Origin of the sequence: Parafannyhessea umbonata, from assembly GCF_012844235.1 — a bacterium.
Classification (GTDB): domain Bacteria; phylum Actinomycetota; class Coriobacteriia; order Coriobacteriales; family Atopobiaceae; genus Parafannyhessea.
Window position 1 is genome coordinate 44,722 of the sequence record NZ_JABAGR010000010.1, and the last position, 22,938, is coordinate 67,659.

At 56.1% G+C, this 22,938-nt stretch carries 17 protein-coding genes; 13 read left to right on the forward strand and 4 right to left on the reverse strand.

Going from position 1 to position 22,938, the window contains the following annotated elements:
- The first annotated feature begins 3 nt into the window (after positions 1-3).
- From HF885_RS09325 to HF885_RS09365, 9 genes are all read left to right on the forward strand, one after another.
- Positions 4-957 carry a glycosyltransferase family 2 protein gene (locus HF885_RS09325; protein WP_170104658.1) on the forward strand — a complete coding sequence of 318 codons (954 nt, stop codon included), beginning with the start codon at positions 4-6 and terminating at the stop codon, positions 955-957.
- Positions 958-1,326 (forward strand): transporter, encoded by a 369-nt coding sequence (locus HF885_RS09330; protein WP_170104659.1) that lies wholly within the window; start codon positions 958-960, stop codon positions 1,324-1,326.
- Positions 1,319-1,669, forward strand: coding sequence for an EamA family transporter (locus HF885_RS09335; protein WP_170104660.1), 351 nt, complete (start codon positions 1,319-1,321; stop codon positions 1,667-1,669). Before HF885_RS09330 ends, HF885_RS09335 begins: the two co-directional genes overlap by 8 nt.
- Before the next feature lie 24 nt (positions 1,670-1,693).
- Entirely contained in the window at positions 1,694-3,160 is a 1,467-nt protein-coding gene (locus HF885_RS09340; RefSeq protein ID WP_170104661.1) for a lipopolysaccharide biosynthesis protein, read from the forward strand.
- A complete protein-coding gene (locus HF885_RS09345; protein WP_206109889.1) occupies positions 3,157-4,929 on the forward strand; it encodes a hypothetical protein in 1,773 nt (590 codons plus the stop codon). Before HF885_RS09340 ends, HF885_RS09345 begins: the two co-directional genes overlap by 4 nt.
- A complete protein-coding gene (locus HF885_RS09350) occupies positions 4,919-6,028 on the forward strand; it encodes a DegT/DnrJ/EryC1/StrS family aminotransferase (RefSeq protein ID WP_170104663.1) in 1,110 nt (369 codons plus the stop codon). Before HF885_RS09345 ends, HF885_RS09350 begins: the two co-directional genes overlap by 11 nt.
- Before the next feature lie 15 nt (positions 6,029-6,043).
- Positions 6,044-7,039, forward strand: coding sequence for a glycosyltransferase family 2 protein (locus HF885_RS09355; protein ID WP_170104664.1), 996 nt, complete (start codon positions 6,044-6,046; stop codon positions 7,037-7,039).
- A gap of 96 nt (positions 7,040-7,135) precedes the next feature.
- Positions 7,136-9,592, forward strand: a complete 2,457-nt coding sequence (locus HF885_RS09360) for an RICIN domain-containing protein (RefSeq protein ID WP_170104665.1) — start codon at positions 7,136-7,138, stop codon at positions 9,590-9,592.
- Between the two features lie 93 nt (positions 9,593-9,685).
- The gene (locus tag HF885_RS09365) at positions 9,686-10,594 is read left to right on the forward strand and encodes a glycosyltransferase family 2 protein (RefSeq protein WP_170104666.1); all 909 of its coding nucleotides are present in this window, start codon (positions 9,686-9,688) and stop codon (positions 10,592-10,594) included.
- A gap of 31 nt (positions 10,595-10,625) precedes the next feature.
- Here the strand turns inward: HF885_RS09365 and HF885_RS09370 are convergent, their stop codons facing one another.
- The 3 genes from HF885_RS09370 to HF885_RS09380 form a co-directional block, all read right to left on the reverse strand.
- The gene (locus tag HF885_RS09370; RefSeq protein ID WP_170104667.1) at positions 10,626-11,009 is read right to left on the reverse strand and encodes a DUF2304 domain-containing protein; all 384 of its coding nucleotides are present in this window, start codon (positions 11,007-11,009) and stop codon (positions 10,626-10,628) included.
- 9 nt (positions 11,010-11,018) lie between these two features.
- Positions 11,019-11,705, reverse strand: a complete 687-nt coding sequence (locus HF885_RS09375) for a glycosyltransferase family 2 protein (RefSeq protein ID WP_328804375.1) — start codon at positions 11,703-11,705, stop codon at positions 11,019-11,021.
- Positions 11,706-11,786: 81 nt separating this feature from the next.
- Positions 11,787-13,868 (reverse strand): DUF6541 family protein, encoded by a 2,082-nt coding sequence (locus tag HF885_RS09380; RefSeq protein WP_170104669.1) that lies wholly within the window; start codon positions 13,866-13,868, stop codon positions 11,787-11,789.
- A gap of 139 nt (positions 13,869-14,007) precedes the next feature.
- Here HF885_RS09380 and HF885_RS09385 point away from each other — a divergent pair, with 139 nt between their 5' ends.
- Both HF885_RS09385 and HF885_RS09390 read left to right on the forward strand, forming a co-directional pair.
- On the forward strand, positions 14,008-14,964 hold the full coding sequence (locus HF885_RS09385; RefSeq protein ID WP_170104670.1) for a glycosyltransferase: 957 nt from the start codon (positions 14,008-14,010) through the stop codon (positions 14,962-14,964).
- Positions 14,965-15,034: 70 nt separating this feature from the next.
- Positions 15,035-17,764, forward strand: a complete 2,730-nt coding sequence (locus HF885_RS09390) for an RICIN domain-containing protein (protein WP_170104671.1) — start codon at positions 15,035-15,037, stop codon at positions 17,762-17,764.
- Positions 17,765-17,948: 184 nt separating this feature from the next.
- On the opposite strand, the gene HF885_RS09395 is transcribed toward HF885_RS09390, so the two are convergent.
- The gene (locus HF885_RS09395; RefSeq protein WP_170104672.1) at positions 17,949-20,435 is read right to left on the reverse strand and encodes a YfhO family protein; all 2,487 of its coding nucleotides are present in this window, start codon (positions 20,433-20,435) and stop codon (positions 17,949-17,951) included.
- 137 nt (positions 20,436-20,572) lie between these two features.
- Between HF885_RS09395 and rffA the strand changes: the two genes are divergently transcribed.
- Positions 20,573-21,703 (forward strand): dTDP-4-amino-4,6-dideoxygalactose transaminase, encoded by a 1,131-nt coding sequence (gene rffA, locus HF885_RS09400; protein WP_170104673.1) that lies wholly within the window; start codon positions 20,573-20,575, stop codon positions 21,701-21,703.
- Positions 21,696-22,919 (forward strand): hypothetical protein, encoded by a 1,224-nt coding sequence (locus HF885_RS09405; protein WP_170104674.1) that lies wholly within the window; start codon positions 21,696-21,698, stop codon positions 22,917-22,919. The genes rffA and HF885_RS09405 overlap by 8 nt, the downstream gene beginning before the upstream one ends.
- Positions 22,920-22,938 lie beyond the last annotated feature (19 nt).

Sequence of the window (22,938 nt, forward strand, 5' to 3'; positions counted from 1 at the left end):
AGCATGAGCGAGGCACTGGCCCCGAACAATAGCAAGCGCCTGGTGAGCGTGGTCATACCGTGCTACAGGTCCGAGAAGTCCATCAAGGACGTGGTTGAGCTCACCATTGCCGAGTTCAACAAGTGGGATGACTATGACTGCGAGTTCGTCCTGGTGAACGACTGTTCTCCAGACAACACGTATGGGGCGATTTGCGAGCTAGCCAAGAGGCATGCCAACGTACATGGCGTGAGCCTCATGCGCAACTTCGGCCAGCACAGTGCCATCATGTGCGGTCTGCACTTCGCGAAGGGCGATCTCATCCTCGGAATTGACGATGACCTGCAGTGCCATCCGTCGCAGATTCGCAAGGTGCTGGACCGTATGGATGACGGATTCGACGTTGTGTATGGCGTCTACGCGGAGTCCAAGAACGGACCAATCAAGAACTTTACCAGCTGGCTCAACAAGGTGACCTCTCGGAAGCTTCTTGGAAGGCCTAAGGACATCCGATCGAGTAACTTCTGGCTCATCACGTCTGAGATAAAGGACCAGATGATTCAGTACAAGAATTACAACCCATACGTAGACGCATTGTTCACGCGGTTGACGAACAGAATCGGCAATGTGACGATAGAACACCATAAGCGCGAGTACGGGACCTCGAACTACACGCTTTCCAAGCTGGTCAATCTGTGGCTTGCGTCGTTCAATTACACAAACGTCCCGCTCAGGCTCATCTCCGGCATCGGTGTGTTCACGGCTCTTGTTGGATTCGTGGCGGGCATCGTTACCATCGTCAGGAAGGTCCTCGACCCCACGATCATGGCCGGCTGGTCCTCCATCGTTTGCATCCTGCTTCTCTTCTTCGGAGTGGTACTTCTCGCCCTCGGGATTATTGGGGAGTACCTAGGCAACATCGTGCTCTCCATCAACAGCACGCCCCAGTACGTCATACGCGAGAAGGTGAACCTCTAGGTGGGCGAGAAGCGGTCGCAAACAAAGGTGCTCCTCGCACTTCATCTACTGCTTGCGCTCTACTCAATAAGTGGCGTCATGAGCAAGCTCGCCGCCCGGCACCAATTCATGAGCCTTCCGTTCGTACTCTGCTATGGAGGCTCGCTCGTCATCCTCGCCGTATATGCCATCGGCTGGCAGCAAGTCATCAAGAGGATGCCGCTCATAGCGGCATACGCCAACCGGGCCGTGACTCTCATCTGGGGAATCGTATGGGGCGTCCTTTTCTTTGGCGAGGACGTTACGCCTCTCAAGCTCATAGGCGCTGGCATCGTACTTGCGGGCGTCGTGCTCTTCTCGCTCTCGGGGGAGGAGGCCGACCATGAGTAGGACGCTCACATATGCGCTGTTCGCCCTTTTTGGCGTGTTCATCTCGGGTATCTCGCAGGTTTTGCTCAAGAAGTCTGCGGGTAGGCAGTATTCCTCCGCAATCCGTGAGTACCTGAACCCGCTCGTAATCGTCGCCTATGCGATGTTCTTTGGCGCGACGCTCCTCTCCGTGTACGCGTACAAGGGGATCCCCCTCTCCATGGGGCCAATCCTCGACGCGACGGGTTACGTCTACGTCACAATCTTCGGCATAACCATCTTCCACGAGAAGCTTAACGCCCGGCGCATCCTCGCGCTTGTCCTCATCATCCTGGGTATCGTGGTCTACTCGCTCGGCCTGTAGCGCCGGGCCTGGCAGGAGGATCTATTGGCAGAGGCTAACCTGAAATCCAAGACAATACGTGGACTCTTCTTCAAGCTCTTCGAGCAGGGCGGGTCCGCCATTATCACGCTCGTCGTTCAAATCGTGATGGCTCGCATCCTTGCACCGAGCGAGTTCGGCATGCTCGCGATCATGCTCGTGTTTGTAAACGTGGGCAACGTGCTCGTGCAGTCTGGACTAAATACCGCCATCGTCCAGTCCAAGAACGTGGGCGAGAAGGACTTCAGCACGGTGTTCTGGATGAGCCTCGTGGTCTCAACAGTCCTATACGTCGCCGTGTTCGTCTCGGCGCCCGCCGTTTCGGCGTTCTATAGGATGCCGCGCGTCGTGTGGCCTCTCAGAGTCCTCGTGCTTGTGCTCATCGTCAATGCTTACAACTCTATCCAGGAGGCCATCGTTGCCCGTGACCTCCAGTTCAACAAGACTTTTCGAGCCACCATCACGGCCGGCATCGTTTCGGGCGCCCTAGGCATTTCCGCCGCGCTCGCGGGACTGGGCATCTGGGCGCTCGTGGTCCAGCAGATAACGCAGCAGGTCGTCAAATGCATCGCTCTCGCAAAGCAGATCCCCTGGCGCCCGCGTCTCGAGTTCGACGGCGAACGCGCTGTCGTACTGTTCCGCTTCAGCTGGAAGCTCCTCGTGTCAGGCATTATGGACCAGCTGTATCAGAGCCTGTCCGATCTCATCATCGGCAGGGTTTTCACCTCCACGGACCTCGGATACGTCTCGCAGGGCAAGAAGTATCCCCAGGCGCTCGGCGTCATGCTCGATGGAGCCATCCAGCCCGTAATGCTGTCCGCGGTGTCACGCGTGCAGGAGGACGTCTCCAATGTCAAGCGTCTCGCGCGCCGCGGTCTTAAGACGAGCACCTACCTCATCGTCCCCTCGATGACGCTCTTCGCCATTCTGGCCCCGCAGCTCGTGAGGCTTTTGCTTGGGCCAAAGTGGCTCCCGAGCGTCCCGTTCCTGCAGATGTACTGCTTCGTGTACGCGTTGCTGCCCATCCACACCACCAACCTTCAGGTGCTCAACGGCATGGGCAGGAGCGACCTCTTCCTAAAGCTCGAGGTCATAAAAAAGTGCCTAGGTCTCGCGATCATTGGCTTCGCAGCCTTCGTGATGCGTGACATCTACGCCATCGTCTTCGGCTCCGTGGTCGTGGGCATCGTGAGCACTTTCATCAACGCGTCTCCCAATAAGCGGGTCATCGGCTACTCGTACGTGGAACAGGTACGTGACATTGTTCCCGCGTTCGCCATGTCGGCTGCATCCGCCGTCGCAGTTTGGTTTGCCGCCTCGGCTATGCCCAACGACGTCCTGGGAATCCTCGTCGGCATCGTCGTGATGCTTGTGGTCTACGTCCTCCTGTCGTGGACGTTCCACGTCGAGGAGTTTACCTACGTCATGCGAAACATCAAGGCCGCAAGAGAAAGGAAGCTGGCGAGAAAGTGAGCGCTGAGAAGAGGGCCACCACAACGACTCCGCCCATACGAGCCAAGGGGCGGCTCTTTCGAGTCTCTCTAGCGGGCGACGTCCTCCCCATGGTGCTTGCCGTTGCGCTTACCATCGTGCGAATCGTCCTTGCCTATCAGACGCCCGTGACCGTCCTCCTGGGGGCTGGCACGGAGGCGGATGACAGGCTTTTCGCAAATGCGGCCCTTTATCTCGCCGCGGGCAAGTGGTTGGGGCCATATGGTCGCTATACGCTCGCTAAGAACCCGGGTTACCCCATGATCATCGCGTTGTGTGGGACGACTCACATTCGCTATCAGCTGTTCTTCATCGGTGCACAGGCCATCGCCTGCCTCGCCTTCGCCATCGCGCTTCGCCCCCGCATTCGCTCGAGATGGGTGCGTGTCGTTGTCTACCTCATACTTCTCTACACGCCGCTTCTTTTCACGACCACGTACTTCCGCAGAATCTATCGCGACGGGATGGTCATCCCCTTCGCCATTCTCTCGCTCTCCGCCTACATTGGCTGGTACCTCAGGAGGAAGGGTCCCGTGAGGGTGCAGCTTCCCTGGTCTGCCGCGGCGGCGTTGGGTTTGGTCCCGCTCTCGCGCATCAAGGAGAACTTTACCTGGGTACTGCCTTTCGTGCTCGTGTGTTCCCTCGTCATGGCGGTTGGTTGGCTGAAGGCTGCCCGTCGTGAGCACCAAGGTGCACGCGGCCCCATCGTCAGGGTGGCGCTTCTCGTGCTCCCCCTCGTGCTCGTGTGGAGTGCGTCGGAAGCGGTCTCGCGCGTGAACTATGAGCGCTATGGCTTCAATGGCACAAACGAGAGATTCACGGGCTCGTTCGCGCGTGTGTGCTCTGACTTGTCCGGTATCGATACGGGCGAGAAGGACGAAGGACTCTGGGTATCGAGGAAGGCTCTCGAGAGCGCTATGGGAGCGAGCCCGACGCTTGCAACGATCCGCGAGTCCGTAGAGGGGTCGTGGGACGAGTGGGATGAGTCCTTCGATGGGCATGAGGTGTACGGCGACCTTGCGTACTGGGCGCTCAGGCAGGGCTACTACGACGCAAGGAAGAACGCGACCGCCCGCACCGCCAGCGCGTTCTGGTCGAAGGTTGACGCAGAGCTGCGAAAGGCGGAGAGGACGGGTAACATAGCCGCAAAAGGAGGCCTGAGGATTTCTCAGGTGGCACCGCCAGTTGGGACAACCGACCTTCTCCCCTGGGCAAGACGAACACTCGATACATCGGCGACTCTTCTTCGCTTGGATGTCCTTCAGGAACACCTCATCGAACCGGGATGGAAGCCTGTGAGCCCGCCGGGTATGTTTGCGTCGGGGGAGGTCAAGATGCGCGTGCTCCTTGGTGGCAACACGCTTGTCAATGGTGAGGTGGATGATACGTCCAAGAAGGCGGCGGCAGTATCCGCGGTTGACTACCACCTTGGGCGTGTCGGTATCGCGGCAATGCGCATCATGAACCTGCTGCTCCTTCCTGCCATCGCGGCTCTCGTCGCGATGGCTGTGCGCGGGAGGGTGAAGCAGCCCGTGGAATCACTGCTCATCGCGCTCGGTCTGGCGCTCACTGCGCTCGCATACGAGGCCGCGACGGTCTGGTACGTCTCGTACCAGCTGAGCGTCTTCAGCTTTGATTCCTACCTACTGGAGGTGGGTAAGTACAGCCCGGAGTTCTATGTTGTGATATCGATGCTAGAATGTCTTATATTTGCGGAACTTGCAGGTTTGGAGCACAAGCATGCCAGATAAGATCCTCGTTACGCGCTCGTCCATGCCGGACTTCGAGGAGTATGCGGAGGAGATAAAGCCCATCTGGGAGAGCCACTGGCTTACGAACATGGGCGTAAAGCACCGTCAGCTCGAAGCAGACCTTGCGAGCTACCTGAAGGTTCCCCAGATTGCGCTCTTCGTGAACGGCCATTCAGCGCTCGAGTGCGTGCTCGAGGCCATGGGGCTCAAGGGCAAGGTCATAACAACGCCCTACACGTTTGCGTCCACGACCCACGCCATCGTTCGCAAGGGGTTGGAGCCCGTGTTCGCAGACATTAAGCCAGACGACTATACGATTGACCCTGCCTCGGTCGAGCGTCTGATAGACGAGGACACTTGCGCCATCGTCCCCGTCCACGTCTATGGCAACCTATGCGACGTAGACGCAATCCAGGACATCGCTGACCGTCACGGCCTCAAGGTCATCTATGATGCCGCGCATGCCTTCGGAGTGTGGCGCGGCGACGTCTCCTCCGCGTCGTTTGGCGACGCCTCCATGTTCTCGTTCCATGCGACCAAGGTGTTCAACACCATCGAGGGGGGTGCCGTGTGCTTCCACGACGCTGGGCTCAAGACGCTCCTCAACGAGTGGAAGAACTTTGGCATCACTGGTCCCGAGGACGTTGAGTACGTAGGTGGCAACGCCAAGATGAACGAGTTCTGCGCGGCTATGGGCATCTGCAACCTTCGCCACCTCGATCGCGAGATCTCGAAGCGCAAGCTGGTCGCCGAGCGGTACTGGGAGCGTCTCGACGGCGCCCGGGGCGTCAGGGTGTCGCTGCCCAAGGAGGGCGTCACCCCCAACTACGCCTACCTGCCTGTCGTGTTCGACGACGACTTCGGCGCCTCTCGCGACAACGTGTATGACACCCTTGCCGAGCAGCAGATCTTCTCGCGCAAGTACTTCTACCCGCTTACGACGGATTTCGCCTGCTATCGCGGCCGTTTTGACAGCTCAAGGACGCCTGTGGCACGCTACGTCGCGAGTCATGTGCTCACACTGCCCATGTATGCGGACCTCGCACTCGAGGACGTCGACCGAATCTGTGACATCGTTCTGTCTTGTGGCAGGAGCTAGGCTGGGAGAGCACGGGTGAAGCAGGAAAAGGCAGCTACGACACAGGCGCCGATGGTCAGCGTCATAGTCCCGGTGTTCAACCAGCGGGACTACGTCGAGCGCTGCCTCAGGAGCATCGCAAGCCAAAAGTGCGACTTTCCCGTTGAGGTTATCGTCGGCGACGATTTTTCTACGGATGGCACACGCGACGTGCTTAGAAGCCTCGAGTCCGAGCTTCCTGACTGGTTCCACATCCTCCTTCGCCCCAAGAACATGGGCCTTCGAGGTGAGAACAACTGCAACGACCTGCTTCATCGTTGCCGCGGACGCTACATGGCAATTCTTGAGGGCGACGACTTCTGGACATACGACGGAAAGCTGCAAGCACAGGTCGACTTCCTGGAGTCGCATCCGGACTACTCTGCCTGCTACCACCACTGCGTTGTCGTTGGTGCGGATTCGAAACCAAACGGCGAGAAGTACCCTGAGTGTCCGAATGGGGAGTACACCTTCAAAGAGTTCTTCTACATGAGCCTACCCGGCCAGATTGGTACTTCGCTCTACCGACGCGAGCCGTACCTCAAGGCGCGCGAGGACATCACGCGCATGCGTCTTTACGATTCCTATCCAGGCGATCGCAGGAATGCATTCTTTATACTCACGATCGGCAGGGTTCGTTGCATGGAGCATGTTTGGAGCGCCTATCGGCATGTGGTCAAGGGCGGATCGAGTTACTCGTCAAATGTGAGGGTCGACGAGAACTACGCTCGCCAAGAGCTTCTCTTCGGGAAGACCATCATCCAGTTTGCTGAATCGCGCCAGAACGAAGAGGCCGTGTTTGCTGCCAAGATGACCTATTACCGCACCTTGCTCAAGTGGAGCGTTGGAAAGGTGCGCTGCTCGACAATGCGCGAGACGCTCTCGGAACTAATGGGGGAGAAGAGCCACCGCCTGGCCTACCTTACCTCGCCCTTGCGCTGGTATCTCGTTCTGGCCTCTCGCATGCTTCGGGGCAGGGGAGTGACCCTTTAGAGACAGCATTCGGATGACCGGCGTTGTTTGGGCGGACTTCAGACTTCGCAGGTGATACGATTGGCGTTAGCCTACCGCCCTTGCAATGGAGGACACATGAATAAGAAAGCTCGGTTGACGCGGTCAGGATGCGTACTCTCTGCTGCCGTCTTGCTCTGCTGCGCGCTGGCTCAACCTATTGTCGCTCATGCTGCAACCAGCGTTTCTGATGGCGTGTACGTGATCTCTTCCGTCGCGTCGAAGAAGACCGTTGCCGTGGAGTCCAATCGAAAGGTCAGCGGAGGCAACGTATTCCAATGGAAGGACAACTCTAGGGTTGGTGAGCGTTGGCGTCTCGAAAAGTCGGGAAGCCACTATGTCGTGCGCAGCGTCAACACCAAGCTGGTACTGGATGTCAGCGGCGCTGGTAGGGCAAACGGCACTAACGTCCAGCTTTGGGGCGAGAACGGCTCGGCTGCTCAACAGTGGGATCTTGTAGATAACGGTGACGGATCATATTCTCTCAAGTCGGTATGCAATGGGCTCGTGCTCGATGTGTCGGGTGGAAGCGGCCGCGATGGTGCCAATATTCAGGTGTGGCAGTCAAACGGAACCGCAGCCCAGAAGTTCGTTCTCGAATCCACGAGTTCCCTTGCGGAGGGATCGTACACCGTGCAGTCCGCGGCATCCTCGTCAAAAGCAGTCGACGTCCCCTCGGCGTCTTACTCAAACGGGGCTCGGGTTCAGCTGTGGGAGAAGAACGGCAGCTCAGCACAGCGATGGTCTCTCACATACGACTCGCAGACTGGCTACTATAAGTTGACGGCGGCGTGTTCTGGTAAGGCTCTCGACGTGCCCGGCGGCAATGGGTCCAACGGAGTGAGGATTCAGCAGTACCAACCGAACGGCTCAAGTGCCCAGAGTTGGGACATCAGGAAATCAGCGGGCGAAACCTATGTCATTAGGACTCCGCTAACGAGCAGGGCCTTGGATGTTCCTGGCGCGAATGCCCACGACGGTGCCGCGGTGCAGTTGTGGGATGCAAATGGTACCAAGGCTCAACAGTGGACTTTCGAGCCTGTTGCCAGCGTAGTGGAAGATGGTCTTTACGCAATCAAGAGCTCCCTGGACTCGTCGAAGGTTTTGGATGTCGAGTCAGCGTCGACGAGCCCGAATGCGCGAGTTCAAATCTATTCTTCAAACAGCACTCTCGCTCAAAAGTGGACCGTGAGCTACGACAAGGAAGCAAAGGCATATTCTGTCAAGAGTGCAAACTCAGGACTCTATCTCACGGATGCCGACGGAACGCTTTGTGGGTCCGAGCAGCTGACCGATGAGTCTCGTTGGACAGCCCGGCCTGGCTCTGGAAGTGGCGTGACATTTGTCAACGTTGCCTCGGGAAAGGCGCTCGATCTGTCGGGTGCGTCCACTAGAAGCGGTAGCACGGTCGGCACATATGCTGTTAACGGAACTGCGGCGCAGTCTTGGAAGCTCGAGAAGGTAAGGCCAATCGAGGACGGAACGTATGTATTGACAACGTCTTTGGATCACGGATTGGCATTGGACGTGTCTGGAGGCTCGAAGTCCGATGGGGCGGCCGTGCAGGTATATAAGAGCAATGGAACTGCCGCTCAGGCTTGGACGGTAAAGTCTTTAGGCTCTGGCTACGTCTCGATTGCCAACGCGGGATCAGGAAAGGCGCTTGACGTGCAGAACGGAAACGGGTCAATCGGAGCGGCCGTACAGCAATATGCACCGAACGGAACTCCTGCGCAGATGTGGATGCCAACCATTGGTGTCAAGGGAGGCATCGTGCTTGTCTCCGGACTTTCGAATAGATTGGCATTGGGTGTGAGTTCCTCTGGCTCGAGGACGGTATTGGTCGATGCCGGCTCGGATATGGCAAGCTGGTCGTATGCCAAGACAGTCGTGAACACGAGCGTGGGCGGCAATGCAGGAAGCGTGAGCGGCAAGGATGCCTCTGGGCTTAAGTACGATAAGTCATACTTGGACAAGATGCGTGCAAAGGCGGTCCAAAAGGGAAGCGACACGAATTTCTATGTCTGCGTGGACGTTGACCAGGCTCGAGTGACCGTGCTGCAGAAGTCTGGTGGAAGTTGGAGCGCTGTGAAGACGTTCGACGTGACAACGGGTGCGTATGGCGGCAAATGGGGAGCTGGCACAAACAACTCGAAGACCGGTCTCTTTAAACTGCATCACAAGGCCCCTGCGCTCTACGAGGGAACGACGTGGGTAAATGACTATTTCAGCTGCTTCGTTACCGCATGGACTGCGAACAGGAGGCAGGGCGATTTCAACCTTCCGTCCTACCCCGAGTCTCGTAACAGCTCGACTCCCTATGAGATGGGCCAGGGTTTCCACTACTCGATTTACGCAGAGTTCAGGGCTCAGGGCAAGTCAGGCTACGTTCATAGGGGATCGGGATGCATCTGCATGCTTCGCGATGACGCTAAATGGATATACGACAACGTTCCGACCGGCTCGACGGTTGAGTCATTTGCCAGCTATAATCCGAACCCGACAAACTGGACTATTGGCAGCTGGCCAAGGTAGCGAATAAGTCGAGTCCACAGAGCGCGTGTATGAAAGTGTTGGACGGACGGCGCCATCAAAAGTGATGGCGCCGTCCTGTGAAGAGGGGCATGCATGAGACAAGGAAAGCTTGCGAGCGTCGCCGTGGTCATGTCTACGTACAATGGCGAGAAGTACGTGCAAGAGCAGTTGGAGAGCGTACTTGCGCAAGACTATGGTAACGTAGCCGTATTTGTGCGCGACGATGGGTCGCGTGACGACACGGTAAAGGTTCTTGAGAGCTATGAACGAGACGGCAAGATCAGTCTTGAGCGCGGCAAGAATGTTGGAGTGGTACGCTCCTTCTTCTCGCTCTTGAAGTCGGTGGCAGGCAGGTTCAACTACGTTGCCTTTTGCGATCAGGACGATCGTTGGCATGTCGACAAGGTGTCGCGAGCCGTGAGCGTTCTTGCGGAACGTGACGAACGAGTGCCGCAGCTTTATTGCTCCGAGTATGTCTTTTGCGACAGCGACCTGCGTCCGCAAGGAAAGAGCCACTTGAACCAACGCGGGGTTGACTTTCCGACGATGCTGTATGAAAACATGGTGTCTGGCAATACGGTGCTGATGAACGACGCCCTAGTGCGCGCGGTGGTAAACGCAGGAGTCGACGGCGTATATTGTCACGACTGGTGGTGTGCCCTCGTCGCGAGCGCGATAGGTGAGCTAACGTTTGATGACTTTGCTTCGCTCGACTACAGGCGTACTGGAGCGAATGTAAGCGCAACGGGAACTGGTGGCATGTCGCTCTTGCGCTATCGTGCGCGAAAGTTCCTGCAGGGTGACGAACTCGAGAACGTGACGCTTCAGCTGAAGAAGCTCGAGAGCGACTTTGGAACCACAATGCCCATGGAGAGACGCCGTCTCCTAGGGCGGTTTCTGAACGGCGGGCGTTTGACCAAAGCCGTAACGCCAATCAGGCTTAGACAGAAGAAATCAGAAGAGCTGGCGCTGAGAATACTGTTTCTCTTGGGAAGGCTGTGATGGGAAAAGCCCGCACAGTAACCATAATCGCCTAGTGATGCGTGCCCGTCGCCGACGAATCTCCGTGGCGGTGGGCATCCTTGGTACCAAGTTCTTCTCTTAGGGCAATCTCTTGTGCAAGATCGTTTACCTTGCTTTTGAGCATGGAGATTTCTGCGGAGTTGCTGAACACTTTGATGAGCAAGAGAGCGATGATCAGTAGGTACACGAAGTTGATGGGTGAGATGAAGCCTAGCAGCCCTGCCATCCAGATTGCAATGCCCGGAAAAGCCGCGACAACAACGAGGAGAAGGGACAGAACGACCCAATAAATCGAGTCCTCAACGAGAATCTTGTCCTTCTGTATGCGACGACAAACAATCGCGAATGCGAGAACTGCGCCAAAGAGTATGAGAATACGCTGCTGAAGTGCCACGAAAGCTCCTTACCTGAGCCATTGGAAGAGCAGGATGGACAGACAGGTTCTGCTCATGTATTTAACGACGTTGGAGAGCTTGAGGTAGCTCTCGCCACCTTGACGCTCGCGCATCTCGGCGGGGACCTCGACCACCTTGTTTCCTTTGCGGATGGCCCATGCCACCGTATCGGGCTCGGGCGCAACATCGAAGCCTGTGGCAAACATCTTGATCATGGAGCGTCCGTACATGCGCATGCCGCTCGTTGGATCCGTGATGGTGACCCCCGTCGTCATCTTGACGAGATGGGTTATGAGATGAGACCCCAGTCCGCGCACGCCCGTGAAACGCTCGCCATTGAGGAAACGGGACGCAATTACGATGTCCGCGCCATTCTCGTCCATCGCCCTTGCCATGGTTCTGATGAAAGCCGGCATGTGCTGGCCATCTGCATCAAATTGAATCGCGGCGTCATACCCGTGACGGTAAGCATACTTCATTCCGGTTCGAAAAGCGGAGGTAAGCCCCGTGTTGACGGGAAGGTTGACGCCGTGTAGACCTTCCCCACGTATGATCGACTCAGTATCATCTTTTGAGCCATCATTTACTACGAGGTAATCAATGTCTGGGCATTGCGACGTAAGCTCTGCGACCGTGGAGGAGAGGCACTCCTCCTCGTTGAAGGCGGGAATTATGGCGAGGACGTGCATATGCATAGTATCCTTAGCGCTGGGAGACGTACGATATCCATTCTAGCTTTAATGTTTGGTACGCTTCGAAACTACAGAGTCAAAGCGTCAGCCAACAATCTTGTATAGACGCAGCCTGTCACCACTTGAAAGTACAAGCTTGAGACCCGGTGTATCTGCACCGACGCTGTCGACGCCATGGAAATCTGCTCGCGACTTAGCTCCGGTTCCCCTGAGGTTGATAAACGAGAAAACTGCATCGCTGTCGTCGAGTACCAGCACGTAGCGCGCGCCCGTCTTTTTGAGTGCCTCGCGGGTGTCGGGACTCTGGCCCATGTGGCTGAGCCAGGTTCTGATGCGCTGACTTTCCAAGGTCTCATTAGGCGCGCCGACTCCCGTGAGGGTGCGATAGTACGTTCTTATGCCATAATCGCCATAGGCGAAGAGGCTTCCGTCTGCGGGGTCGTTAATGACAAGATCATCACCAACTATCGGGGTGGCCTTGGCAAGGAAGTCCTTTTCCTTCTGTGACAGCGGAGAAGTGCTGTCATACACATCCGTCACGATGTAGCACATGTCGCCAAAAGCAGTGTGGAAGTCTGTATTCTGCATGTCTGGGTCACGCTTGGCCTCTTGTGGGGACTTATAGAAGCCAGGGAAGTAGTTCACCAAAGCGAAGACTGCGATAACGATTGCGATGGTCGCGACATTGTGGCCTGCGACGTGGATGCCGTCGAGCCTCTTGCTGCCGAGTCGATCAAGCAGCTCGGCGACGTAAGAAAGTCCCAAGGCGGCGCACGGTATGGACGCAAGGACGAACATGGAGGCAAGCCTCATGGGGTCCGTGTACCAGAATCCGCCGAGAAGGAACCGAGAGCGTCCAGGGATGCCAGTGTAGGTAGCCACCCAGAACAATATGAATCCAGCAACAAGGTACGAGAGCGTAATCCAGCGCGTCTTGCCAGAAAGGGCCGCTCGCACTGCGCCCACGATCACAAGCACGCCAAGCAGGAACTGCGGAGCGAGGTTGTAGCAAAAGTCGTTGGTGTAGGTGAGTGCAAACAGGTTGTAGAGCATTTGCTGCTGTGTTGCATACGTCTTCCAGTTGTGGGACACGATTTCGTGGAATGCGGGCAATCTGTAGCAGAAGATCCAGAATGCAAAGCACAGCAAGAGGAAGGCTGCCCATCCGACCCAAGGTAGCGCTTTCGCGACAAGCTTCGGGCGATTTTCCAGAACGCGCGCTAGGGCATCGTGGACGAGCCTTGCGCACCAGAACATCAAAAGCACCAGCGCCGTGAATATTGTGTTGGGGTGGAGGAGCGCAAGGCCGGCCAGGCACGGCAGAAACACAAGCGTCCCAGTGACAGAAGTCCTTCGACCTGAGCCAAGGAACACGAGCATGAAGAGGGCCATGGCAGAGGGGAGGACGCAAAAGCCAACAAGGTTAGGGTATATGGGACCGAACATGATGAGCTGCCAGGGGAACGAGGCGAATGCCATGCAGACGATGGACCCTGCTCTAACTTTATTCTTATCGCCATCAAACGCGAGGGTGAGGAGGGCGGCCCAGCCAAGGGGGTAGGCGATGGAGGTCATCACAAACTCGGATGCATTGATGGCGACGGTGACCTTGCACTGGGTGAGCTGTACTGCCAAGGCGCAAAACGCATGCCAGGCGGAGGGATAGAAGCCGGAAGAAGCGGCGGGACAGATTGCCTTATCTGCCTCCGTGAGATATGCAGAGACGCCTAGGGAAGAGAATCGACCGGAATCCGCAAACGCACGAATCACGTTGAGGTGCTGCGCAGTGTCGAACGCTTGGAAGAGGGCGTCGGGCGAGGGGAGATTCTTTAGATAGACCAGCAGGCCGAGTGCAAGACCCACGCCAAGGTAAAGAAGCGCTGTGAAACGGTCGACAGATGGTGCTGCAACGGTCTTGCCCTTTCTGCGCACCAGTAATGTCGCAATGAGGGCCGCGCAAAGTATGGGTGCGACGAGGATGGGCGCACTAGAGGGAATGCCAACAATCGCTAACGCTTGGCCGATGATTGCGTATGCGCTGATGCTGACGAGGGGAGAAAGCGTCGCGCTCCAGAATATGTCGAAGCCAAGCCCAAAAAGTAAAAGCGCATTTGGAACAAAGAGAAGCAGGTAGGTCGCAAACACAAGTACAAAGCTAAGCCACATGAGTTATCCCAAACGATATGATTGAGGACGGTCTTGCCGCGTATGCGGAAAGAGTAGGCTGCCTTAGATGACATTGACAGCTTCATTGACAAGTCTAGCAAATCATGGCATCGGACTTCGAACCCCGAAGGGAGAAACGGTGAGCAGAGATCCAAAGGTAACGGTAGTGCTTCCTGTCTACCGGGAGCCCGTTGACGTCATCAAGCGCGCCGCAGACTCTATCGACGGCCAAACCTACGGCAACATCTCGACGCTCGTTGTTCTGGACGACCCCGACAACCTTGAGGCGAGAGGGTTCCTTGAGGAGTATTGTGGCGATAGAGAGCGCTTCTCGCTGAAAGTGAACGAGAGGAACCTGGGGCTTGCGTCATCTCTTAATTCGGCAATTGCGGACATAAAGGATGATTGCGACCTTATTTGCCGCATGGATTCCGATGACATTGCTCACAAAGAGCGCGTGGAACGAGAGGTGGCGTACCTATCTGAACACCACCTCGACCTTGTGGGCTGCTTCATGAACGTTGTCAATGAGGAGGGCACGTTCCTGTATCGTGCTGACGGGCTTCCAACGAGTGCGAGTGAAGTAGCGAAGGCTCTGGGATACAACAACTGCGTCATGCATCCTACATGGCTAGGGAAAGCCGAGGTCCTTGCAAGGGGATATCGTCCGATACCGCTTTCAGAGGATTACGACTTTCTTCTTCGTCTGGAATTGGATGGATGTGAGATAGGAAACTGCCCGGAGACGTTGCTGGACTACACGATTTCCTCGGGTAGTATCTCGAGATCGAGCCTCTTTCGCCAGTACCTATACCAGAGGGAGCTCACAAGAACTTACAGAGAGGGTAAGGTTGCCGATGTCGAAGAGGTCCAGCATAAGGTAGACGATGCCTGGACACCGGCTCGTGAGCGGCGGTTCTCAAGTGCGTATTACCAGATGAATGCCTTTCTAGGATCGGCTGGCATGACGAATAGGCTGGCGCATGTGCTCTCCCTAATAGGCACCCTATTTAGATCCCCCTGGTACGTGGGCAAGGCGTACAGGCTTGCGCGTGTCAGGCTGATTGCACGGCGGAAACTGCGGGCACTTACCTGAAATAAAACTCATATATACTTGTGAGCAGCTAATCGGTTGGGGGGTAGTACCCCGCAGCATGGGAGGTTTCATGAAGCTATCTACATACAGTCCAAAGGTTGCACTTGTTGCGATGATTTCTGCAGGCGCATGCACCATGGCAGTGCTTCTTCCCCAGACTGCCCTGGCTCAGGACCCTGCTTCTGTCGAGGTGGAAACACCCTCTGAACAGACGATTGCCAGCGAGGTCGACAACAATGGCTCTGCCAAAGAGGCGACTGCTTCCAATGACGAGCAGAACATGAGCGCGGCGCCGGGCGGCGCCGGTGCCTCATCCACCTCCTTGTCGGAGGCGACCGCGACTGAGTCAAAGCAGGAGCCGAGCGGAGATTCTAGCAACGGTGCAGAGGGGCAGGCTACCGTAAAGGACGCGGAGGTAACCTCTGCCGACCAGAGTCCCGTCAGCCAGGACGCAAATGCAGCAGAAGACAAGGCCGAGGAAGATACTCGCACAGTGGCTGATGGTACCTACGTGATTGAGTCGGGCACTTCTGATCCGCAGGTCCTTGATGCGGCTGCCAATGGCAGCAATCCTGGCACGAACGTCCAGACCTACGCGTTCAACGGTACAGACGCCCAGAAGTGGGATGTCACGTATGACGAGGCGAACAAGGGTTATTCCGTAGCCAAGCATGGGACGGACCTTGTGCTCGAAGTGCGTGGCGGCGTTGCTGCAAATTGCGCAAACGTTCAGCTTGGGAAGAAGTCCGTCGGGCTTGCGGCACAGCTTTGGGACATCGTGCAAAATGGCATCGCCTATACGTTCGTGTCGCATCTTGACGACAAGTACGTGCTCGATCTGTACGCTGCCGGTAGGTCAAATGGCACCAACGCCGAGATCTATCAGAGCAATGGAACGGGTGCCCAGCAGTTCTATCTGCTTCCGACGAATCCGAACGTGAAGTCAAACGTTGTGCTAGAGGATGGAGCCTATTCCATCAAGGCTAGCGTTGGTAGCAATAAGTCTGTGGACATCAGTGGTGGCAGTTGGAACGCGGGGGCAAACGCCCAGACCTGGGACTCAAATGGAACTGGCGCCCAGAGGTTCTTTTTCCACCGTGATTCCGATGGCTACTATGTCATATCGGTCGTAGGCACCGGAAAGGTGCTTGACGTTTCTAGCGCTCAGTTTATGCCTGGCGGAAATATCCAACAGTGGAACTACAACGGCACTGATGCGCAGAGATGGGCGATTTGCAAGAACGATGATGGCACCTTCACCTTCATCAACAAGGCGAATGGCTTGGTCATGGACATCGCTGGCGCCTATGCGGGCAACGGAGGAAACCTCAATACCTATCGCCAGAACGGAACGAAGGCGCAGAGGTTCAGCATCCAGCAAACCAATGCGTATTCGGACGGAATCTATTCCATTCGAAACTTCAACTCCCTCACAAAGAAGACGGTCGACATCCAGAATGGTTCCAACCAGTCGGGTGCAAAGGCGCAGCTCTATGACATAAACGACACGCTCGCTCAACGTTTTGAGGTGGTTAATAACAACGATGGGACCATCAGCATCAGGACTGCCGCCTCTGGCGGCTGGCTGACACGTGGCTCCGACGGCCTCGTGATTCAGTCTGGATCCTCAAATAGCAGGCATGATGGCGACATTGATGACACCATGAAATGGGCTCTGGGCTGGAACGGGTCGTTCTTCTCGCTTGTAAACGTTGGCGCGGCGAAGACCGCGGGCAAGCAGATTGTTATGGACATCTATGCTGGGTCGGCAGCGAATGGGGCCCAGGTCCAGACGTACGAGTCGAATGGTACTGACGCACAGCACTTCCTGTTCTCGGCTGCGCAGCTAATCAGAAACGGTGCGTACAAGATTTCTTCGGCATTAGGGCTGACGCTGGATGTTGCGGGTGGCTCTGGCAATAGTGGCGCAAATGTCCAAGGGTACGCTTCGAACAACTCTACCGCTCAGAAGTTCTACGTGACATATCTGAACGGTGGCTACGTCATTGCCAACGTGGCATCTGGCAAGGTGCTTGACGTCCTGAACGGCTCGATGGTCGACGGTGCAAATGTGCAGCAGTGGGACAAGAACGGCACTGGCGCCCAGACCTGGGATGTAAAGATAGCCGACGGCGGAAATGTAATCTTCCTCAATCGTCACTCCGGAATGGCGCTCAATCTGACGGGCTCGTCAAACGGCGCAAACGTAAACCAAGCGAAAGAGGACGGCTCTCTTAATCAGGATTGGCACCTGACTCCCACCGCGGTGAACGGATGGGTCACAAATGGTGGCGGCTACTGCTATTACGACGAGTACGGAAATCGCACCCAATGGTCGTATGTCGCATACCGTGCGTGGGAAAAGGTGAAGAACATCGGCAGTACCTCAAGGTATATATTCGCCATAGACAATTCGAACTGTCATACCGTGGTTTTCAGCGGTTCGAAGGGTAATTGGAAGCCAGTGTTCGACTGGGTTTGCGGCGTTGGCAATGACAAGCTTGGCAGGACGTTCAGGGGCATCACGTATGTGACCAACAACAGGGGATATAGGATGGGCAACGACCCGGACTACTTCTACTGGACGTCATTCAAGGACAATGTCCTGGGTGGTCAGCGCTTCCACTCCATTGCCTACTATCGTCCGAACGGCACAAGTATCAAGAGCGAGCATTCCGCGGTGTTTGACGGACGACTTGGACTGAAGATTACCCATGGCTGCGTCCGGCTTCCGTTCGAGAACGCTAAGTGGATCTATTACAACGCTCCCGCAGGCACGACTGTGGTGAGCTACGACTAGCTATTACGAGTGATATTGTTTGGGTATTGAAGCGTGGGTCCCGCTCATATTGATGCGGAACCCACGCTTTAAAGCACGCGGTTGCGTGGTGACCATTCGGACATGATTGGGTGGGGCATTAAACAGGGGAACTTGGATTGTCAAGTGGTGTGAAGAGTAGGGCAGGGGACGCCAAGGTTCGGGTTTAACGCACCTGGAGCCCACCGGCCTTTTGTCTACGCAGCATGGCGATGCTGGCAATCAGCCCCAAGACTAAACCAGACGTGCTGATTGCGAAACCGATATCAGTTCCCAATGGACGATAGGCGATACTTACCTTATGGCTTCCCGGTTGAAGTGCGACTCCGATGAATCCGTAGTTAGTTCTGAACGTAGGAGCTTGCGTGCCGTCGACCTTGGCACTCCAACCTTTCGCGTAGGGTATTGCAAACATGCATACTGCCTTAGAATCTGTGGAAGTGCAGCAGGAAACACTCGTCTGGGAGTCAACATGCGCCTTTGCGGGAGTTGAGGTACCCGTGATGGCGTCTCCAGACGCTCGTCCTAGATTCTGAAAACCCTTGGGGGCATTGTCTGAGACGATGGCGGAGCTCTGAACCAGCCCTTCTCGCTCTTGCGGTGTTTGAGACTGCACTGAGGACTCGGATGTCGTTGACTCGAACACAGTGGCCAGCGACGTTTGACCCTGGGCCTTAAGTACTCTTATCGAACCAAAACTTGCAAGCGGCTCATATCCATCAATGCGGATGTCACCCCTGCTTGCGATGTATCGGACTCCGAGCATTCGCTGAAGGGTGGGATGAATCATATCGTCACGCGTGGCTTGATAGGCGCTTATTTTTCGGATTGCGCCAGGCCAGAGTTCCTTATAGAACAATTCCAGGTTGCTGTTGATTGTGGAGTTATATGAGTCGATACCCATGAAGCCTTGGGTGAGCGCCGCGTTTAGGTCACCCATTGCTATGGAGATGCGATAGGTGCCTGAACCTTCTTCATCCTGCGACTCGATAAACTTTAGAGCTGCGGACATATCGCTTTCGTAGGATGCATCAGCTTTGGGAAAGTCGGACTTGGTGCACCAAACTCGGCTGTTCGTAATGAAAAAGCCATCGACGATGGACGACGATAGCATCGCAGCGGCGAAAAGGACCACGACAAGCTTGCATCGTCCTTCGCGATTGCGCGCCATGATGACGCTCAGTACGACTAGGATTAAGAGTGCAAGGGAGAAGTATAGGCAGATAAGCCGACCGTCAAGCGTGTGCAAGAGAGACCAGGCAAGGGTTGCTGCCGTGAGAGCCGCGCCAGCAACGAAAACGGGGATGTTGAGCCTTCTCTCCAGAAAACAGCGTTCCCATGCCACTGCCATTGCGATGCATATCGGAGCCGCCAAAGCGAAACTTGCACGGTAGCGTACTGCGGAGAACACGTTCGACAGCGCGGGCAGGAAGTAGTTGACACAGTAACAAATGCAAAGTGCGCTGGCAATGGCAACCAGAATCTTTTCGCGCCTATCCGCCTCAGTCAATTCCCACCAGGCAAACTGGAGAAGCAGTATTATCGCCGCGACGGAGAAGCCCATCTGGGTCATTTCGTATACGTTGGTCTGACGAAACGCCTCTGTTGCGGGGACGAGGTATTGTGGGAGCTCGGCGCATACGGAGACGAGACCGTTACCTAAGAGACGGCTCACAAGGTAGGGAAGCCATCTCAGGGGCACAAAGGCCTTTGCATAGTCAAGCATGCGTTCCGACAATGGCGCCTGACCGGACGAGACGACGCGTGACGACTCCTGAATCATGGCAGTTCCATAGGGAACAAGGGTAACGCAAGATATGAGGACGCCGCATGCGACTGGCAGCGCAAGCCGCCAGAAGCCAGAAAGATACGAGCGTATTCCGGTGGAGTCCGTTGCCACGGGGATGCGAAGGAGGGCGTATGCAAGCGAGAAGAGCATTACGGCGAAGCCCGAGTACGTGCTCATAATGATGGAGACGGCGCTTGCTACGGCAAGACCCCAGAAGCGTGGCATGGACCATCTTTGCATGAGGAGCTCGAGCATGAGCATCATGAGCGTAGCCATCACGATTGAGGCACCAATCCAATAATGCTGACCCCAAAGCATCAGGAAGCCACAGAACGCATAGAGCACGGCCCCGACGATCCTTGATAGTGGTCGGCTGCAGTAGAACGTTAGAACGTGGTCAAATAGAAGCCCGCACAGGAGCATCTTCACGCCCTGCGCAATTACAAGCGCAAGCGACAGATGCTGTTGTCCAAGTAGCAGCGCAAGAGGAACGATTACAAGGCAAAATGGGTCAAGAGTCCATGACTGATATGACATGAAGCTGGCGCCTAGACCGTAGTTCATGTTCCACGTTCCCAGGGATCTGGTCGATATCTTTCGCATGAGGTCAAGGTAGTATGGCACGTACTGGTCTACGGTGTCGGAGCCCATGTCCCTGTATGCAAAGTAGGACGTACCGTCAAGAAAGTTGAAGTACACCACCAGGAAGCCAAGCGCGATGGTGGCCACGAGTAGGATAACTTCTGTCGCTGTTCGCCTAACGCTGGGAGCTGTGATGCTCTCGAAAAAGTGGACGTATAGGGAAAACAGCGCGAACGCAATGAGGCACATCGGCCCCAGATAGTAGTAGAGTGGCCAGTTCATATGTTCCCCCAGGAAATTCAGGTAACAGCCAGCATGCTTCATCAATGCAATATAATTATAAAGACTATTGCGAATGTCTGACGGTTCGGTCACTCCGGTGTGGTCCAGTGTGTCATGTCTCTCCTAGGAGGTTTCCTTTGATTAACTTCAACGTACCGCCTTTTGTTGGGTGCGAGATGGAGTACGTCCGCGAGGCGTGCGAGAAGAACCACAAGATTTGTGGTGACGGACCTTTCAGCATGAAGTGCCACAAATGGCTCGAGGATCGCTTTGGTGCACGGAAGGCCCTCCTGACAACGAGCGGCACTGCAGCACTCGAGATGGCTGCCATCCTCTGCGATCTCAAGCCTGGTGACGAGGTCATTCTCCCAAGCTTCACATTCTCTTCTACAGCGACTGCATTCCAGATGATGGGTGCAACCTTGGTGTTCGTGGATATCAGGCCCGATACCATGAACATTGACGAGACAAAGATCGAGGCGGCGATAACGGACCGTACGCGAGTGATTGTGGCCGTCCACTACGCTGGCGTTGCCTGCGAGATGGACAAGATCGTGGACATCGCGCATCGTCACGACCTCCTGGTTGTGGAGGATGCGGCGCAGGGCGTCATGAGCACCTACAAGGGTCGCGCGCTGGGCACCATCGGAACGTTTGGCTGCTATTCGTTCCATGAGACCAAGAATTACTCGATGGGCGAGGGCGGCGCCATCCTCGTGAATGACCCTGCATACATAGAGCGCGCGGAGATCATTCGCGAGAAGGGCACCAATCGGCAGAGGTTCTTCCGCCATCAGGTCGACAAATACACATGGGTTGACCGCGGTGGATCCTACTTGCAGAGCGACATGAACGCCGCATACCTCTACGCACAGCTTGAGCATGCGGACCAGATAAACGACAACCGCATGGCAAGCTGGGATGACTACTGCGAAGGACTTTCCCCGCTGGCACGCGAGGGAAAGATCGAACTTGCGACGATCCCTCAGGAATGCGTCCACAACGCGCACATGTTCTACCTCAAGACGCGTGACTTGGAAGAGCGTACGGCGCTTATTGCATACCTAAAGGAAAGGGATATTCAGGCGGTCTTCCACTATGTGCCGCTCCACAGCTCGCCCGCCGGAAAAAAGTTCGGTCGGTTCTGCGGCGAGGACGTCTACACAACGAGCGAAAGCGACCGTCTCGTTCGCCTGCCCATGTACTATGGCCTTACCCCGGCGGACCGCTCGGCAGTTATCGACGCAGTGAAGGAGTTCTATGCCTAGGACCCTCATGCTTCTTGGTGGCGCCCGTCATCAGGTGCCGGCCATAGAAGAGGCAAAGCGGTTGGGCTACAGGACAGTGCTCTGTGATTATCTGCCAGATAACCCAGGGCAGTTTGTGGCAGACGTCTTCTATCAGGAGAGCACTACCGATCGGGCAAAAATGCTCGATGTCGCCCGACACGAGAAGATAGATGGCATTCTGTCGTTTGGATCGGATGCCGCGCTGCCGTCGGCTGGCTACGTAGCAGAGGCACTGGGGCTTCCCACCAATCCCCTTGCATCGATAAACACGCTGAGCGAGAAGTACCTGTTCCGTCCCTACTTGGCAAAGAATGGCTTCAACTGTCCCAAGGCGGTGTCATTCCCGACCGAGAAGGACGGCCGCTCGGTGCTGGAGCTCTGCCGGGGCATGAGGTTTCCCGTGATTTTGAAGCCAACGGACTCGAGCGGCTCCAAGGGGGTGACGGTCGTCCCGGCGCCGGATGCGGCATCGTTCGATGCGGCCATCACGGCTGCGACGGAGTTCTCCCGAAACGGAATACTGCTGTGCGAGGAGTATCTCGAGCGTGGATACCCTTACGTTATTGGCGGGGACATCTTTGTGATCGACGGGCGTGTACGGTTCTGGGGGCTCATGGACGCCGTTCGAGACGAGTCTCTGGGTGGACTCGTTCCCGTGGGGGAGGCGTTTCCCAGCGGACTTCCTGTCGACAAGGCCGATCTCCTGAAGAGCGAAGTCCAAGGATTGGTCACGAGCCTTGGACTTCGTTTTGGCGAGATGAATCTAGAGGTGATAATCGGTAGGGATGGGAAGCCCTACATCATCGAACTCGGTGGGCGTGCGGGCGGCAACATGCTGCCCCTGCAGCTACAGGATGTAAGCGGCGTGAACCTGACACAGGCTAGCGTACGTTGCGCGATGGGGGACTTCGATTGTGCCGTCGACTTCGACCCTGCGGCTGGGACCGGAGACGCAGTCGCCACCTTGGTTCTTCATGCAAAGAGTAGTGGCAGCTTCGCCGGCGTACATGTTGACCCCGCGCTCAAGCGGTACGTCTATCGCACTCAGGTGTTCGTGCATGAGGGCGATCGCGTGGAGAAGTTCGTGAACGGGTCAAAGGCACTGGGGATACTCTTCCTTAGGTTCCCGAGCGCTGACGTCATGCGAGAGCTTTTGGCTGAGTCGTCTCACCTTGTGAGCGTGGAGGTTCGCTAGGTATACGGCTTGAGCGCCC